Origin of the sequence: Luteolibacter sp. (genome assembly GCF_039920825.1) — a bacterium.
Lineage (GTDB): Bacteria > Verrucomicrobiota > Verrucomicrobiia > Verrucomicrobiales > Akkermansiaceae > Luteolibacter.
The window spans coordinates 45,883-62,365 of sequence record NZ_JBDSCX010000024.1 but is presented as its reverse complement, the minus strand read 5'-3'; the positions used below and the strand labels follow the sequence as shown (position 1 = coordinate 62,365).

13 protein-coding genes are annotated in these 16,483 nt (G+C 58.2%); 4 read left to right on the top strand and 9 right to left on the bottom strand.

What is annotated here, in order from left to right; all coding sequences use genetic code 11:
- The 3 genes from ABIQ96_RS06250 to ABIQ96_RS06240 form a co-directional block, all read right to left on the bottom strand.
- A partial coding sequence (locus ABIQ96_RS06250; RefSeq protein WP_348213704.1) for a CHASE sensor domain-containing protein occupies positions 1–1,733 on the bottom strand: 1,733 nt, incomplete at its 3' end.
- Entirely contained in the window at positions 1,730–2,308 is a 579-nt protein-coding gene (locus ABIQ96_RS06245; RefSeq protein WP_348213703.1) for a YfiR family protein, read from the bottom strand. The genes ABIQ96_RS06250 and ABIQ96_RS06245, both read right to left, overlap by 4 nt.
- A gap of 19 nt (positions 2,309–2,327) precedes the next feature.
- Entirely contained in the window at positions 2,328–4,262 is a 1,935-nt protein-coding gene (locus ABIQ96_RS06240) for a TonB-dependent receptor (RefSeq protein ID WP_348213702.1), read from the bottom strand.
- Positions 4,263–5,208: 946 nt separating this feature from the next.
- Between ABIQ96_RS06240 and ABIQ96_RS06235 the strand changes: the two genes are divergently transcribed.
- From ABIQ96_RS06235 to sucD, 3 genes are all read left to right on the top strand, one after another.
- Positions 5,209–7,899: a 4-alpha-glucanotransferase gene (locus ABIQ96_RS06235; protein WP_348213701.1), complete on the top strand. Its 2,691-nt coding sequence runs from the start codon at positions 5,209–5,211 to the stop codon at positions 7,897–7,899.
- A 336-nt stretch (positions 7,900–8,235) separates the two neighbouring features.
- Positions 8,236–9,417, top strand: a complete 1,182-nt coding sequence (gene sucC, locus ABIQ96_RS06230; RefSeq protein WP_348213700.1) for an ADP-forming succinate--CoA ligase subunit beta — start codon at positions 8,236–8,238, stop codon at positions 9,415–9,417.
- Between the two features lie 33 nt (positions 9,418–9,450).
- Positions 9,451–10,347 carry a succinate--CoA ligase subunit alpha gene (gene sucD / locus ABIQ96_RS06225; RefSeq protein WP_348213699.1) on the top strand — a complete coding sequence of 299 codons (897 nt, stop codon included), beginning with the start codon at positions 9,451–9,453 and terminating at the stop codon, positions 10,345–10,347.
- A 536-nt stretch (positions 10,348–10,883) separates the two neighbouring features.
- Here sucD and ABIQ96_RS06220 read toward each other — a convergent pair.
- The 3 genes from ABIQ96_RS06220 to ABIQ96_RS06210 are packed head-to-tail and all read right to left on the bottom strand — an operon-like array spanning position 10,884 to position 13,302.
- On the bottom strand, positions 10,884–11,879 hold the full coding sequence (locus tag ABIQ96_RS06220; RefSeq protein ID WP_348213698.1) for an AAA family ATPase: 996 nt from the start codon (positions 11,877–11,879) through the stop codon (positions 10,884–10,886).
- Complete coding sequence (locus tag ABIQ96_RS06215) at positions 11,876–13,069, bottom strand: ATP-binding protein (protein WP_348213697.1); 1,194 nt, start codon at positions 13,067–13,069, stop codon at positions 11,876–11,878. Before ABIQ96_RS06215 ends, ABIQ96_RS06220 begins: the two co-directional genes overlap by 4 nt.
- Positions 13,066–13,302 (bottom strand): hypothetical protein, encoded by a 237-nt coding sequence (locus ABIQ96_RS06210; RefSeq protein ID WP_348213696.1) that lies wholly within the window; start codon positions 13,300–13,302, stop codon positions 13,066–13,068. The genes ABIQ96_RS06215 and ABIQ96_RS06210 overlap by 4 nt, the downstream gene beginning before the upstream one ends.
- A 331-nt stretch (positions 13,303–13,633) precedes the next feature.
- On the opposite strand from ABIQ96_RS06210, the gene ABIQ96_RS06205 reads away from it, so the two are divergent.
- The gene (locus ABIQ96_RS06205) at positions 13,634–14,203 is read left to right on the top strand and encodes a hypothetical protein (RefSeq protein ID WP_348213695.1); all 570 of its coding nucleotides are present in this window, start codon (positions 13,634–13,636) and stop codon (positions 14,201–14,203) included.
- Positions 14,204–14,426: 223 nt separating this feature from the next.
- On the opposite strand, the gene ABIQ96_RS06200 is transcribed toward ABIQ96_RS06205, so the two are convergent.
- The 3 genes from ABIQ96_RS06200 to ABIQ96_RS06190 all read right to left on the bottom strand — a co-directional run bounded on the left by ABIQ96_RS06200 (position 14,427) and on the right by ABIQ96_RS06190 (position 16,469).
- Positions 14,427–15,215 (bottom strand): SDR family oxidoreductase, encoded by a 789-nt coding sequence (locus ABIQ96_RS06200; RefSeq protein WP_348213694.1) that lies wholly within the window; start codon positions 15,213–15,215, stop codon positions 14,427–14,429.
- Between the two features lie 343 nt (positions 15,216–15,558).
- Positions 15,559–15,900 carry a DUF2007 domain-containing protein gene (locus tag ABIQ96_RS06195; RefSeq protein ID WP_348213693.1) on the bottom strand — a complete coding sequence of 114 codons (342 nt, stop codon included), beginning with the start codon at positions 15,898–15,900 and terminating at the stop codon, positions 15,559–15,561.
- Complete coding sequence (locus tag ABIQ96_RS06190; protein ID WP_348213692.1) at positions 15,897–16,469, bottom strand: DUF1287 domain-containing protein; 573 nt, start codon at positions 16,467–16,469, stop codon at positions 15,897–15,899. Before ABIQ96_RS06190 ends, ABIQ96_RS06195 begins: the two co-directional genes overlap by 4 nt.
- Positions 16,470–16,483: the final 14 nt, after the last annotated feature.

Below are 16,483 nucleotides of genomic sequence, written 5' to 3'. Positions count from 1 at the left end.
TTGCGGATCAGGTTCACCAGGATTTGCAGCGCCTTGTGCTTCTCGACGGTGATCTGCGGCACCTCGCCGTAGTCGCGGACCACTTGCACCGCGTGGCGCGTCAGGGAGCCTTCGTTCATGTGCAGGCCGTCTTCGATCAAATCGCTCACGGGGAGGGTTTCCGTGATGCCCGAAACCTTGGCGTAGTTCTGCTGCATGGCCACGATCTCCTTGATGTGGTCGATGTTCTTGCCGAGCAACCGGAGTTCCTGAAGCAGTTCCGCCTGTTCATCCGCGAGCCCTACGGCCAGCTTGCCGAGGTATTCCGGCAGTTTCCGCCCTGTCGGATCGGTGGTGAAAAACGCGGCGAGATCGTCCGTGTGCCGATGCAGCAGGGCGGCGGTTTTCGCGACGCTGCCGACTCGTGATTTGCGCACCTTGTCGGCGACCACCGAACAGGAGACGTTGACGCTGTTGAGGACATTGCCGACGTTATGGAGCACGCTGGTGGCGACTTCCGCCATGCCCGCCTGGCGCGAGGTTTCCAGCAGTTGTCTGGCGGTGTCCGCCAACTCCGCTTCCGCGCGTTTGCGCAGGGTGACGTCGCGATAGTTGATCACTCTGCCAACCGGCGTTTCGCCGACGTTCTGGGACTGGACGTATCGCTCGAAGGTCCGGCCATCCTTCAGTTGGACCACGTCGAAGGCTTGGTTTTCGTGAAGAACGGCGCGATTTCCGGTCTTGCTGATGAACTGCTCCGGATCGACGACTTGCGCGCTGGCGAGTGCCAACCATTCTCTGTCATCCTGCCTTTGCAATACCTCGGGCGGGAAGCCCCACATGGCCGCGAACTTGGTATTGTAGGAAACCACCTGCCCCGACTGATTGACGGCCAAGATCCCATCGGCGGTGGATTCAAGCGTTGCATTGAGAATGGAAAGCGAGCTGGCGAGCTCCTGGGTCCTTTCCTCGACCCGCTGCTCCAAGCTTTCGTGCACGGCCTGGAGGGCGGCGTCGCGGTGCTGGATTTCGCCCAACATCTCGTTGAATCCGTCGATCAGGTTGCCCACCTCGTCCTCACCCTGCTTTTCGGCGCGGATGGAGAAATCCTTACGCGTCGCCACGTCGCGCACCACTTGCCCGAGGTTCATGATCGGCCCGGAGATCATGGGAAGAAGCTTGCGAGTCAGTAGCAGGGCGACGAGCGATGCCCCGACCATCGCACCCAAGGCGAGGTAGCCGGAGCGCACGAGGTTGTTCCGGAGTTCGAGCATGTCGTGGCGCAGATAGATCGTGCCCACCAATTCTCCGGCGACCGTGATGTCGTGGAAAACCTCGAGATAGTCGTCGGCAAGCTGGTCCTGGAAAACTTCCAGGGAGTCGTCGGTGAAACGATGGAGATTCCGCTCGATCGGGACCGGTGGCGGTGTGATCGGGGTCGCCCCGGACGGCTGATAGCTGGCAAAGGGCAGTCCCTTGGCGTCGTAGATGAAGGCGGCGTCGATGTGGTTGTCGGCACCCAGCGCGCGCAGCGTCAGCTCCGCCGCCGCCGGATCTTCGAAGGTCAGCGCGGCGACGGTGTTGTCGCCCACCATCGTCGCGGTCGTCAGGAGTTCACCCACCATGCCCCGCCGGAAGTTGACCATTTCAAAGCCGACGATCACCCCGCAGGTGAGCAGGAGCGCCACGCTGCTGGTCAGCATGGAAATAATCGTCAGCTTCCGCTTGATGGGGATGTTGCGGAGGATTCTCACGGGGTGGTCCTCCCGGAATTCAAGGCCAGCTTTAGAAGCTGCGAGCTGATTTTTAACCCGGCCTTTTGCGCCGGGTCCTTGTTGATGGCGAAGCGCAGGGAATCGTTCTGAAGGGTGAAGGTGACCATGCCCCCTTGCCGCGCGAACTCTTCTGATTCGCCCACCGTCAGCACCGGGGTGCCCTGAAGCGCTCCCTTCAATTCGCCAAGCTTGGCATTCTGGGACGCCCCCACAAACAGAATCTGGGTCTGGCGGGCGGCGGCGACCGATGATACCTGAGACACCACAATCGGGTGCCCGTTGATTTTCCTGCCCTTGACGGCTTTCTCCAGTTCGTCGCCAAACGGATTGGCGCGGAAAACTCCGATCACCAGCGGACTCTCGGGAGTCGCGAAGCCGCTCGCCGGCCACTCGACGAATTTTGCGAAGTTATAAAGGAACGCGGCCTTGAGCTGGTATTCTTTCGAAACATCAGCCTCGGCCGGGGCGACGCCGATCAGCATACAAATCAGCAGGATCCGCCATCCGCCAAGGACCCTGCGGGTTGCCGGGAGCTTTCGATTTCCAGGTGACATGATAGGGTTGCCGGGGGAGTTAGAATTTCCAAGTGACTCGCGCGAAGAACCCGCGCGGGACTATCCCGTTCGTGGTTCCGAAGAACTGGGTCGCTTCTTGATGCCCGGCGTCCAAAAGGTTTTGCCCAACCAATGAGAGATCGAGGGCGTCCGTTGGCCGATAGGAAAGCCTGACATCGGCGGTCACATAGCCCTCGACCCCCGTTTCCTGATCCACGGCGCGGAACTGGGCATCGATGCTCGCCCGTCCGAAATCCAGGCTGGAACGCAGGATCGCCTGTTGCTGCGTTTCGGCCATTTCCGGGCTCCCTACGGGGACCGGCCCCCCGATATCGGCGAGCAAGAGCGAGTAGCTGGCGCTCAGGCGCCAATGGTCAATCGGCTCCACCGTCACGGACGCTTCGCCACCGTAGGTGTGACCGCTTTGAATGTTCATCAGCGGAAACTCCGCCGTGCCTTCCGGATCACCGGGAACAAACCGGTCGGGCGTGGTTCCGAAGTCGATCAACTGGTTATAATCATTATAGAAAAGCGCGACGTCCACATTCACCCGCTTCTCCGGCTGAATGCGGTAGCCCAGTTCGTAAGCCCAGAGAACCTCGGAATCCGGATTGGCAGTGCCGACGATTCTGGGGACATAAGGACCGCCGGGCGCGGCGATGGGTTCGCCGATCTGCACTGCGAACACATCCGAATCTTCCAGGACGTCCGGCGTCCGCACGGCCCGGGAGACCGCGGCCCAAAGGGTTTGGTTGGCGGCCGGCTTGAACACCGCGCGCACGCTCGGTTGGATTTCAATGCCGGTGAAATCATTGTGCTCGATCTTGGTCCCGGCCGTCAGGATCAGCTTGTCGGGAATGAGCTTGAACTCATCCTGAATGAACCCGCTGAAAAGCTGGAGATTCAAATCGCCCTCGTGGACCAGGATCGTGGGGGTGGTCTGTTCGGCGTCGTTCCCGATAAACCGGTAACCCAGCCCCCAGATGACATCATTCCGATCTCCAACGCCGAAGGTGTGCTGGGCGATGAGATCGAATGTGTCCACGGTGGGGCGGGCACGGGTGATTTCATTGCGATAGGTGCGATCGTAGTAAGCCTGCACCTCGACGCTTGAACGTTCCGCCAGTTCGTGGGTCCAGCGCCCCAAGGTGTTCACGTTGTAGCCGTCGGAAGCATTTTCATTGAAATCCACCACCGTGGCATCCCCCTGCCAGGTGAAATGCGTGTCCTCGCCCTGATAGTGATCGATCCGGAAACCGCCGCTCTCGCTTTGCCAGCCGTCCATCGCGGATCCCCCGGACGGCTGCTCATAGGCATCGGACAGTTGGTAGCTACCGAAGACGCGATAGTAAGTGTTCTCTCCGATCCTGCCGCCATAGCGCGCACCTTCCGTGGTGAGATGAACATCGCCGCCACCCGCGTAGAGCAGTCCACCCTGGGTGTCCCGGGCGCTTTTGGACTCGATGTTGATCACTCCGTTCACCGCATTGGCCCCCCACAACGTGCCACCCGGCCCCCGGATCACTTCGATGCGATCCACATCCTCCAGCATCGTCTGCTGCAAGTCCCAGTAAACCCCCGCCAGCGTCGGAGTATAGACCGCGCGGCCGTCCACCATGACCAGAAGCTTGTTGGAATACTGGCCGCTGAACCCCCGTGACGAGATCGACCACTGGCTCGAATTGATCTGACCCACATCCATTCCCGGCACCAACCGCAACGTTTCCGCGACCGAAGTGGCACCGGAGCGGCGGATGTCGTCATTGGTCAGCACCGAGATGGCGGCCGCGGCGTCCAACAGGGATTGCTCCCGCTTGGAAACCGAAGTCACCGACTCGTTCATCAATTGCTCGATACTCAAATCGGCCAGATCGACTGCACTGACCGCGGCTTGCGCCTCAACGGCTAACAGCATGCCCGCCACAGTATGGACGGCGAACCGTCGGAATTTCATAATGCAATGGCTGGGCGATGGGTTCACAATTTTAATGATTCGGAATGGATGAAATCGGTGACGAAGGGTATTTCGGACGTGGCGACAGCACAGGTGCCAGGGCCGCGGATGCTTACGATGAGCCGCCCGATTGCCGGACTTATATCGAGATGCTTTGGGCGTCGCCTCGAGACTGTCGGCGGATTTGCTGCGTGGAGACTCAGGGCTGAAAATTGAAAATCACTAAATCACGGTATCTTTGATTTATTGATTTTCAACATGCCAAAATTCAAGGGAGCCTTTTGGCAACGGCTTGACCACTATCTTTTCGCTTTCCGCAATCTTTGCGGGAATCAGGCATTTTGCGAAACTCCGTTGCAACGGCGGAAGGGAAGTCTGCAGCAAGCTCAAGCTGTTTGTCGCGGAATGATGTAATCACTTACAACTACCAAGCTAACAAGAGCACCTATGTCTGTGATCGGAGACCCGGATCCAATATCGATAGGAACCAATATTCTATATTCGAACGCAACGTGGGTCGTAAGTTTGATAGGATCTTTGGCCGACGGGGCGATCAAAATCCCGTCGAATACCGCCGCTGGCCCGGAGTCAACTCCATGAGGCGGGCGCGGAAATGCTAGAATCGGGAATAAGGTGGTACTTCGGGCCAACTGCACGATGGAAAGCGAAAGAACAGAGCTTCACCCGAAATGATCTCCAGCGGAGGCGCGCTCGAAAAGCTGCGGTTCGTGCAAAAGGCCTCGCAGGGCTGATCAGCGATTCGCAATCCAATTCGTGATCAGGCGGGCGAGTGCCAGCCCGGCCACGAGCGCGCAAACCGCGATGACGATGGTCGCGAAGTGGAGCATGGGAAACCTTCGCCATGCGGATTCGCGCGGTCAAGTCGCCCGGAGCTGTTTTTCGAATCGCCAACCGGCCTTGATTTTTCAACATTAGCCTGTCGCCCATGAAGATCGTTTTCCGCCTGAATTACCACACCGTTCCCGGCCAGTCGCTCTGGTTGAAATACTCAACCGTGCTGGATGAAAAGGGCGTCCGTTTTGACCAGATCGTTCCACTGCATTGGCTCAACGATGGACAATGGGAAACCAGCGTGAACGTGCGCGGTGCCGGATGTTTCCGGATCGAATACAACTATCAGCTTCGTCAATCCAACAACGGCGTCGAACTCGACGAATGGGAACCGGCGAGAGTCGCGGAGATCGATCTCGACACCCATGAGGCGGTCGTCCTTCTCGACTCGTGGTGTTCCCCCGGGACTGTGGATTATGCCTTTGAAACCAAGGCCTGCGTGGCGGTCCGCCCGCTTCACGAATCTTTTACCCAATCTGTTATTCCGGAGAGTGCGAATCACACGTTCCAACTCCGCATGGCCGCCGTGCCCGAGGGCAAGGTTCCCTGTTTGACCGGCAGCGTGAGCGAACTCGGCAACTGGGGTTGGCACTCCGCCGTCCCGCTCGAGGAAATCGCTCCGGACGTCTGGCAGAAACATGTCTATCTGCCCGCGGATTGGATGATCGATTACAAATACGGTTTGTTCGACTTGAAATTGAACTGTGTGGTCAGCATGGAGTTGGGTGAAAACCGCAGGCTGACTTCGCACTCCCATGCCTCCCGCCAATGGACTCATATCCATGATGAATGCTATCGCCGGGATACCGCCGGGCTGTTCCGCGCGGCGGGTGTGGCGATGCCGGTGTTCTCGTTGCGCAGCGACAAAAGCCTCGGCGTCGGCGAGTTCGCGGATCTCAAGCCGTTCGCCGATTGGGCGCATGACGTCGGCCTGAAGCTGATCCAGATCCTGCCGATCAACGACACCACCTCGTCCCACGACTGGACGGATTCCTATCCGTATTCGGCGATCAGCGTTTTCGCACTGCATCCGATCTATCTGCGGATCGAGGACCTCGGACTCGCCATGCCGGCGGCGTTCGCGCAGGAACTTAAGTCAGCTTGCGAACTGTTGAATCCTCTCCAGCAGGTGGATCACGAGGCGGTGATGAAGTTGAAGACCAAACTCACCCGCAAGATTTTCGAAAAACACCGGCTCGCGATTGTTGCCAGCGCCGCCTTCAAGGATTTCCTAACAACCAATGCCGCGTGGGTCGTTCCCTACGCCTTGTTCTGCGTCAAACGCGACCATTTCGGCACCGCCGATTTCTCCCACTGGGGCGACTGGGCGATCTTCGACCGGACACGGGTCGATGAACTCACCGAGGCGGCCCATCCCGAGTGGCCCGAAATCGCCTATCATATCTGGCTCCAGCACGAGCTCGACAAACAACTCGCCGACGCCGTCGCCCACCTGCATTCGCGCGGACTCGCGCTCAAGGGAGATCTGCCGATCGGCATCGACCGTCAATCGGTGGACGCATGGTCCGCGCCCCATTTGTTCAAGATGGACGCGCAGGCCGGAGCGCCGCCGGACGCCTTCGCCGTGAAAGGCCAGAACTGGGGATTTCCCACTTACAACTGGGAGGTCATGCAAAAGGACGATTACGCCTGGTGGCGTTCGCGGTTCGCCCAACTCAGCCATTACTTCGACGCCTATCGGATCGATCACATCCTCGGCTTCTTCCGCATCTGGCAGGTGCCGTTCGACCACGTGGAAGGCATCATGGGCTTTTTCGATCCGGCGATGCCGATCCAAATCGATGAAATCCGCAAGCGCGGCATCGACTTCGATTACAATCGCTACTGCCGTCCCTACATCCGCTGGAATGCGCTGAAGGAACGCTTCGGCGATGCGGCGCAGTATGTGAAGAACAGTTTCCTGCATGATTGTGAAAACGGTTATTTCCAACTCCGCGAGCAGGTTCTAACGCAACGGCGCATCGATGATTATTTCAAAGAACATCCGCACGATGATTTCATCCGCGAAGGCCTGATGGACTGCGCGAGCGACGTGTTGTTCTTCGAGGTGAAGGGTTCGAACGGCACGCAGTATCATCCGCGGATGTCGATGCAGGCGACGCATTCCTACCAGGACCTCGATCCCGACATGCGCTGGCGGGTGGAGGATCTCTACAACGACTATTTCTATCGGCGTCAGGAGGATTTCTGGCAGGGCCAGGGCTACGCGAAACTTCCTGCTATGCGCCGGGCCAGCCCGATGCTGCTCTGCGGCGAGGACCTCGGCATGGTGCCTGCCTGCGTGCCGGGCGTGCTGAAGGAGCTCGGCATCCTTTCGTTAGAAATCCAGCGCATGCCGAAGACGCACGAGATCGAGTTCTTCAATCCGCAGAACGCACCTTACATGAGCGTCGTCAGTCCATCGACCCACGACATGTCCACGCTGCGCGCGTGGTGGACGGAGGATGCGCAAACGACGGCCCGGTTCGCGTGGCAGATGTTCGGCATTTCATTTCCCGAGTCCGAACTCTCGGGCGAGGTGGCGACCAAGATCATCTGGCAACACCTGCAATCGCCCGCGATGTGGGCGATCTTCCCGCTCCAGGATTTGCTGGCGATGGACGAGGCGATCCGCCATCCGGATCCGGAAGAAGAGCGGATCAACGTGCCGGCGATCATCCCGTTTTATTGGCGCTACCGGATGCATCTCCGACTCGATGAACTGGCCGCCGCGGATGGATTCAACCGCAAGTTGAAGCGATTGATCGAGGCCGCCCGCCGCTGAGAGGCCGTCTTAAAATTTTCGGAAGTCGGTTCAAATTCTATCGAAGATAGTCAAATTCTATCGAAGATAGATGACTCGCGCGGAGCCGCAGGGGCGCAGAGTCAGAAGTTTATTGATTTTGCGGGGATTTTCTCTTCCCCAAAAAACATCTGCGTCCCTGCGGCTCTGCGCGAGAACAGGAATTCATCATTTTTCAGGCAGCCGCTGAGGGGGCTTTATCGCTCACCTGAGCGGGATTCATCCGCATTTTTCAAGACGTGCCTTGACCCCGCAACGCCGGGGGGAATACCGTCCCGCCGATTTCCCCGTGTCAGCGCACGATTCCCGATCGCCATCATGAACATTCACGAATACCAGGCCAAAGAGCTTTTCGATCGTTTCCAAGTCCCTAGCCCCAGCGGCCGGGTTGCCAGCACTCCCGAAGAAGCCGCTGCGGCTGCCAAAGAATTCGCCGGAGCGAAATTGGTGATCAAGGCGCAGGTCCACGCCGGTGGCCGCGGAAAGGGTCATTTCAAAAACGGCTTCCAAGGTGGCGTCCATCTCATCGAGTCACCCGAGCAAGCCGCCGAGTTCGCCGGAAAAATGCTCAATGAAACTCTCGTCACCGTGCAAACCGGTGAAGCGGGCAAACTGGTCAGCAAGGTGATGATCGCCGAGGCCGTGGACATCACCCACGAATACTACCTCGCCATCCTGATGGACCGCGCCACCTGCCGCCCGGTCATCGTCGTTTCCACCGAAGGCGGCATGAGCATCGAGGATGTCGCGCACAACACGCCGGACAAGATCGTCCGCCAGTTCATCCATCCGCTGCTAGGCCTCCAGTCTTATGAAGTCCGCAAGCTAACAGCCGCACTCGGTCTGACCGGCGACATCGCCAAGCAGTTCGCGAAACTCCTCGGAAACCTCTACAAGCTCTTCATCTCCTGCGATTGCGCGATGTTGGAAATCAATCCGCTCGTTACCACTCCCGACGGCCGCGTGCTCGCGCTCGATGCCAAGTTCGGCTTCGATGACAACGCGCTCTACCGCCACCCGGACATCGTCGCCATGCGCGACAAGTCGGAAGAAGATCCTCGCGAAGTCGCCGCCTCCGAATTCGAGCTCAACTACATCGGCCTCGATGGAAACATCGCCTGCCTCGTCAACGGCGCCGGTCTCGCGATGGCCACCATGGACATCATCAAGCACTTCGGTGGCGATCCTGCCAACTTCCTCGACGTGGGCGGCGGAGCTTCCAAAGAGCAGGTGACCGCCGCGTTCAAGATCATCCTCGGTGATCCGAACGTGAAGGGCATCCTGATCAACATCTTCGGTGGCATCATGGACTGCAACGTCATCGCGGAAGGCGTCATCGCCGCCGCCAAGGAAACCGGCCTGCCGATTCCGCTCGTCGTCCGCCTCGAAGGCAACAACGTGGAAATGGGCAAGGCCACCCTCGCCGCCTCCGGACTCAACATTGTTTCCGCCGACGACATGGCGGACGGAGCGAAGAAAATCGTCGCCGCAGTCGCCTGAAAACTTCAAACTGAAATCTAGCAACTTTTTCTTATGGCCATCCTCATCGACGAAAACACCACGCTCCTGGTCCAGGGGATCACCGGCAGCTTCGGCGCGCGTCACGCCTCCCTCTCACTCGCCTACGGCACCAAACTCGTCGCCGGCGTCACTCCCGGCAAGGGCGGACAGAAGTTTGAAAACGTCGTGCCGATCTTCAACACGGTCTCCGAGGCCGTGAACGAAACCGGAGCCACCGCTTCCGCCATCTTCGTGCCACCTCCATTCGCCGCCGATGCCATTCTCGAAGCGGCTGATGCCGGCGTGGAACTCATCGTCTGCATCACCGAAGGCATTCCCGTCATGGACATGATGCGCGTCAAGGAGGCCCTCCGCGGATCCAAGTCGCGCCTCGTCGGCCCTAACTGCCCCGGCCTCGTCACTCCCGGCCGCGGTGAGAAATCGCACGGCGGCTGCCGCATCGGCATCGCTCCCGGCTACATCCACAAGCGCGGCAACGTCGGCGTCGTTTCCCGTTCCGGCACGCTCACCTACGAAGCCGTTTTCCAACTCACCCAGCTCGGGTACGGCCAGAGCACCTGCGTCGGCATCGGTGGCGATCCGATCAACGGCACCAACCACCTCGAAGTGTTGGAAATGTTCAACAACGACCCGGAAACCGAAGCCATCATCATGATCGGCGAAATCGGCGGCAACGCCGAAGTGGACGCCGCGCGTTGGGCCAAGGAAAACTGCAAGAAGCCCATCGCCGGATTCATCGCCGGAGCCACCGCGCCTCCGGGCCGCCGCATGGGCCACGCCGGTGCCATCGTCGGGGGTGAGGAAGACACCGCCCAAGCCAAGAAGCGCATCCTCGCCGAGTGCGGCATCGCCGTCGCGGAAACTCCTTCCGACATGGCGAAGACCCTGCTCGAGCGCTGGGGCAAGTGAGCTGACATTCTATCAAAAAGGGCGGGGCGCAAGCTCCGCCTTTTTTTGTTGGAGTACAACCAACTGGAGCGCGGAATTCATTGCGCGCGAGTCTCTTCAAAGTAGCTGTGGGCGTCTCGCCCCAGACCGTTGCGGGAGCGTCTCGCTCCCAGCCTTTCCGTTCCGAAAAGAGTTCACCGCAGAGCCGCAGAGCCGCAGAGCCGCAGAGCCGCAGAGGTCGCGAAGGGACGCAGAGGAAGAAGAGAGTGGATGTTGATAGTGGATCGTTGATGGAAAGAGGAACCATTCTTCACTTCGACGTTCGATGTTGGGCGTTCGATTTTCGATGTTCAACGGGCCTGTAGTGCACGGTCTGCGACCACCGCACTTCACTCTCTTCCATTCCACGATCATGTCTTCCAAGTGCTTCTCGGTCGCGAGTTTTGAAAGGGTCAGCAGTTCGGGCTTGGTTCCGACTTTCCAGATGGCGTGTTGGATGGGCATGGCAAGAGGCTAAAATCAACGGAAGTGCTACAACCGATCCATCGACCAAAATTTCAAACCGGCTTGGCCGCTTGGAGTTTTTCAAGAATCGCTTCGGCCAGAAACCGGAAATCGCTCTCGCAATCCTTAACGCTGGCATTGTGTGCACCGATGGCTCCATCAGCCGCTTTCAGGTGAAAAATTGGCTTTCTCGCCTCCATCGCCATCGGCATTAGACTTCGATAATGCTTCAGAAGGCCCAGACAATGTTCATCAAGACCATAATCTAGAGGCAATTGATTGGTTCCACCAATCACTGAGGTATTGAACGTCTCCGGAATTCTCTGCGACCATTTGTCGTATGCTTTCACCGGACGGCTGTCCCTGATTCCAAACTGAAGCACAACGTATCCCAGTGGAGTCATGCTCCCCACCGGAAGGTCGAGAGACGGCTCTGGATTCTTCAGTCTTCGCTCGCCCCATTCTTCTCGCCACCGCCTCAAGGTCGGCCCGAGGTTTCTTAGACCTTGGATGGAAAACAGATCGGGTGCCAGTGGCACCACCACCGCATCTGCGGAAATGAGCGCGGAACGATTGATCGCTCCAAAGTTCGGCCCGACATCGATCAGGATGATATCCGCACCAAAATCCGCGGCGGCCGTTCGAGTGAGACGGTGGAACGCACTCGTCACCCGGAAAGCCGCTTCGTCACGGTCCAGGCACTTGATCCACGATTCCGACAGTTTTGATTCGAAACTGGAAAGGTTCAGATCTCCCGGAATCAATCGCAACCTGCTCGTGATGGACTGCACGGGAGCTGGTCCGATGTCTCCCAATCCCCGGATCAGCGGGCTAATTGAGGCCATGATACTTTTTTTGCTATCAAAGTCAGGATCCCAGAGTTTCTCCAACTCGGATTCCGAAAGAAACATCGAGGTCACGTTCGCCTGCGGATCGAGGTCAGCCACCAACACTTTTCTGCCCATATCGGCAAACATCCATGCGAGGTGATAGATTAACGTGGTTTTCCCCACGCCTCCCTTGTTGTTGAAAAATGCCAGGGTTTTCATCGGTGTGGGTGCTTGGGGATCTCCGCCAGGAAATGATTGATTTCGAATTGAAATGACGGCTCCGGACTGCAGTTCTCTTCCATCGCGCGTCTGGCGCGGGCGATACCACGGCCGAAGCGGTTGACATAACCCAGCACATGCATGGCCTCCGCGATGATAGGGTTTCGGTAGGCATTCACCTGCGGGAAATTCTCAGGCGAAGCATCGCCATACAAGCCACCGGGATTCTGAATCTCAATCCGGTCGCTGAATTGATAGAATCGCACCGGGCTCGTCGATTGATAGTCGCGGTGCAGTACCGAGTTCATCAGAAGCTCGCGAACCGCCTCCGTCGGATAGTCAAAAACCGCCTGCTCGCGCAGTTCTGATACCACAACGGGTTTCTGCGTGAAGCGGCCCTTGAGGAAACTGTCCATTTCCGAGAGCACCGTGATCAGACTCCCCGTGAAGGTTTTTTCAGCGACTACCTCGTCAGCCAAACCGGGACCATCGTATTGAACAAACTGAATCTTCGCACCGGGAAAAAGATCCAGTGGGTCATAGGCGAACACCAGCATCCCGGCGTTTGTTGGGCAGTTTCGTTTCAAATTGTAAAACCGCAGGGCCGCCAGTTGTTCTTCCAAAGTCCGGTGATTCTCCGCAATGACCTCCGCCGCCACCGCTTCCGGGCGGTAGGTTTGACGGAACGTTTCCAAATCCAACCGCTTCAAGTCGCCTTCCGGGCATGGGGTGGCATCGAAGGTCGGGAAATTCGAGGTGCGGCGCTCCATCATTACCCTTTCTTCCGCCTCGCTGGCAGTGTCTTTGCGAGGTCCCACCCGGATATGGACCCGTCCCTTGTAGCGGACAGGAGGCATATCCTGCGGACGCACTTCCACCACGAGGACATCTCCGTTTCCTCCTGGGTGCGGAACTTTCGATACGTTCAAGACCGGCATCGGCATGATCTGCCCGTCGGAACGGAAGGACGCGAACTTTTGAAGCAGCTCGTCGGTGATCGAGAGACGGAATGACGGATCTTTCTCGTCGATTCCGATCAAGAGGTAGCCGGGCTCGCCCCGTCCCGGCATGTCGTTGGAAAACGAACAGATCGCTTCCCGGAATTTGTCCAGATCCGTTGTCGAACGGGTCATCTCGACGCGGTCCAGTTCGCCACATTCGAGCAGGGATTTAAGAAATTCGGAATTCATGGACGGGCAGACTCTTTCACGGAGGCGATGCGATTGGAAGGCTTCCGTGATCTTTCCCCCTCAACCCGATTTCCAGCGGTCAGTTCCGCCACAACTGCTTCGAAGAGATGGGTGGCGGAGGCGCGGGCGGTGGCGAGTTGGGTTTCCAAGGAGTCCACCAAGGTCATCGGCCACGATCCGCCGTTGTTCGGCAAGGGGAGGTATTCCCAGTATCGTTGGATAAACTTTGCCACCGGAAATCACTGGTTGAGCAGTGGTGTTGTCACGCTCTCTGAGATCAGTCGTCTTTAGCAACCAAATCAAGAAATCCATCGAAACGTGCTTTTCATCAAAAGTTGTGATGAACGCATTGTCAGTCATGAACGACCATGGGCTTCGGCGGATCGGAGTCCGCCGCTCCATGGGGCGAGCTTGCACGGTTTTTTTCACCGGGCAGCGTCGGAAAGCGCTCACACAGAATTTTTTACACCCCCCGAACTGGAGCGAGACGCTCCAGCCACTTTGCGGAAATGTATCCGTGTTGCGAACTGGACAGATGACGGAGCCTTGATAGGTTATCCAGTCATGAAAGATTCCGCCCATCGAGATGCGAAAAGCGGCAGCGCATTGGCCGACTTCGTTCTCATCGTGGTTTGCCTCTTCGGAATTGGCGGATTTTTTGCTTTCGAAAGTGTCCACAATGATTGTCATCTCAGAAAACTCCAGCCACTTGCCACTGCCACCGCACTCGAACAGGCAGCGAATTATTTTTATACGGAATATGGAAAGTTGCCGGATGTTGGAGAGCGGATGACAATCGATTCGCCGGAAGGCGTGAAGCTGCTGACTGTTCTGCTAGGACTAGAAGGCCAATCGGCGAACAAGCAGAATGCCTGTGACATCAAGTTCCTGTCCGTCAGGGAAGGCAAAAATCACAAAAACGGCCTGATCCACCATGCCACGGGAACCTCCGTCGAAGGACTCTATGACCCGTGGGGAAATCCCTACACCGTGGTGCTCGATACCGACTACGACGAAAAGCTCCACTTCAGCGTCGGTTCAAGAACCGTTGATCTGCAAGGCCGCCGCTCCGCCGCTTTCTCGCCGGGGGCGGATGGGAAACTTGGGACTGCGGATGATGTGAAAACCTGGTGAGATTCGATCACGGGGGTTCGGGAGAACTGCTAGAGCGGGTTTTCGGAATGCGAAGTTACAAGGAGCGGCGGACTCCGATCCGCCGAAGCCCATGAAGTGGCGATGGCCAGAGGAGAACCGCGATTCATCGGCTCCCATGGGCTGTGGCGATTCGGAGATCGCCACTCCTTGTTCTCGCGTTGCGGCGAGACGCCGCAACCACGTCCGTTGTCCGCCAGATTCGTTAGAAGACGCTCCGCACGAGGCCGCCTTCGGCGCGGATGCAGGAGCCGTTGATGACTGCGGCGCGGGGGCTGCAGATGAAGGTGACGATGTCGCCGATTTCCCGAGGGTTGATGAGGCGGGCGATCAGCGAGGTCGGACGGTTTTCCGCCATGAACTTCTGCTCCGCTTCCTCCAGCGAAAGACCGGGGAAAACATTCTGCATGAATTTCTCCACGCTCTCGGTGCGGGTGGGTCCGGGCAGCACGGAGTTCACCGTGACCTGCGTGCCTTTGGTCAGTTCCGACAGCGAGCGGGAAATGCCGAGCTGCATGGTTTTCGTCGCGCTGTAGTGCGCCATCTCGGGTGCCGGGCTGACTCCGGATTCGCTGGAAATGAAAACGACGCGGCCGTGACCGCGCTCCAGCATTCCTGCCAGATAGTGGCGGGCGAGACGGACGCCGCTCATGATGTTGATTTCTATCAGCTTTTGCCAGGCCTCGTCGGTTTCGTCGAAGAAGCCGACGGCTTCGTAAATGCCGAGGTTGTTGACGAGGATGTCCACTGCGGGCAGTTCGCGGATGGTGGTGGCGCAACCTTCCGCCGTGCCGTTGTCGGCGACCGATGGCACGAGATCGGCATCCGGCACTTGGGACCGGATTTCAGCGATGGCCTTTTCCACGCTGGCGGATGTCCGGCCGTTGATGACGACCTTAGCTCCTTCCGCCGCGAGCGAACGGGCGATTTCCTGACCGATTCCTCCGGAGGCTGCGGTGACGAGGGCGACTTTGTTTTTGAGATCGAGATTCATGATTGGATTCAGGGTCACTACACTACTGAGAAGTCGTCAGAGAAAGGAGAAATTAACCACGGATTTCACGGATAAGAAAGTTTGGATTCCAGCGTTTGGAGCCTTTGCTCCGATTTCCGTTCTCACAATGATCAAATCCCATCTAATCCGTAAGTCTTATCTGTGTTAATCCGTGAAATCCGTGGTTAAAAATCTTTGATTCTCCCTAATGCTGGGACGACACTCCTGCCACTTTTTTCCGCGTAAACCGCGGATAAGGGACCCCTAAGTTTCAAGGAGCGGCGAGACGCCGCAACCACGTGGGCTGTCCGATGGTAGAAATGGACGAGGGCGTCCATTCTCCTTATTTCAGATCCGCATCCGGTCTCAAGGCATGCCTTCCGAAGAGCAGCAGCGGGATGCCGACCGCCAGCGAAAGCAGCGCCACGACCGGCCACGCGCGGGCCGGCTGCAATGGAAAGGGGCCTGCCCTGAGAGCGGCCATGTATTCGCCATAAAGCGCGCCAGCCTCGTCCTCGTCGGTCTCATCGACGGCCACCCGCACGCCGCCGATGGCGTTGCTGTAATACCAGAAGAGCTGCACGAAATGCTCGTCGAGCACGAAGGCCTCCATCCCCCGCGATTCGAGGAAGGACCGGAACAGGTGCGCGTCTTCCGGCACGGTGAAGGTGGTGATCGTTTTCATGGTTTCATCCGATAGAGTCCGGTGAGTGGGAAATTGAAGAGCATGTCCTGCTCCGCCGCGCCGCCGCCGATGTTGTGAATGACGAGCGGCACTCCGCCGTCGGTCTTCCTGTCGCTGACGATCATGACGTGGGGCAGGTTCGGCGGAACGGTGCAGGTGACGATGTCGCCGGGAAGGAATTTCGCGGAATCGTTAGGCGCGGGCAGCGGCAGTTGCCAGCCCTGGCGCTTGAGCCAGGTTTTCAAATTGGGAACGCGGCGGTGGTCGATGTTCTTGTCCGGTTTTGACAGGCCCCAGTCTTTCGGGTAGGCGGAGAAATTTCCGGCCATGTCCTCGTGAACGAGTTTCTGGAGATCCTTCGACAAGCCGTCGCGCATGGCGCGGATGACGACATCGGTGCAAACGCCGCGGTCGGAAGGAACATCGCCGTTAGGGTATTCCAGCGTGGTGTAGTGGGAATCATAATAAAGCGTGACACCGATCTGCTTGCGGGCCGAGGCAACGAGTTTGTCTCCTGTCTGCGCGTGAAGCGGAAGCAGGGTGAGCAGCAGGAAGAGGAAAGGTTTCATGACGCGGGATCCGA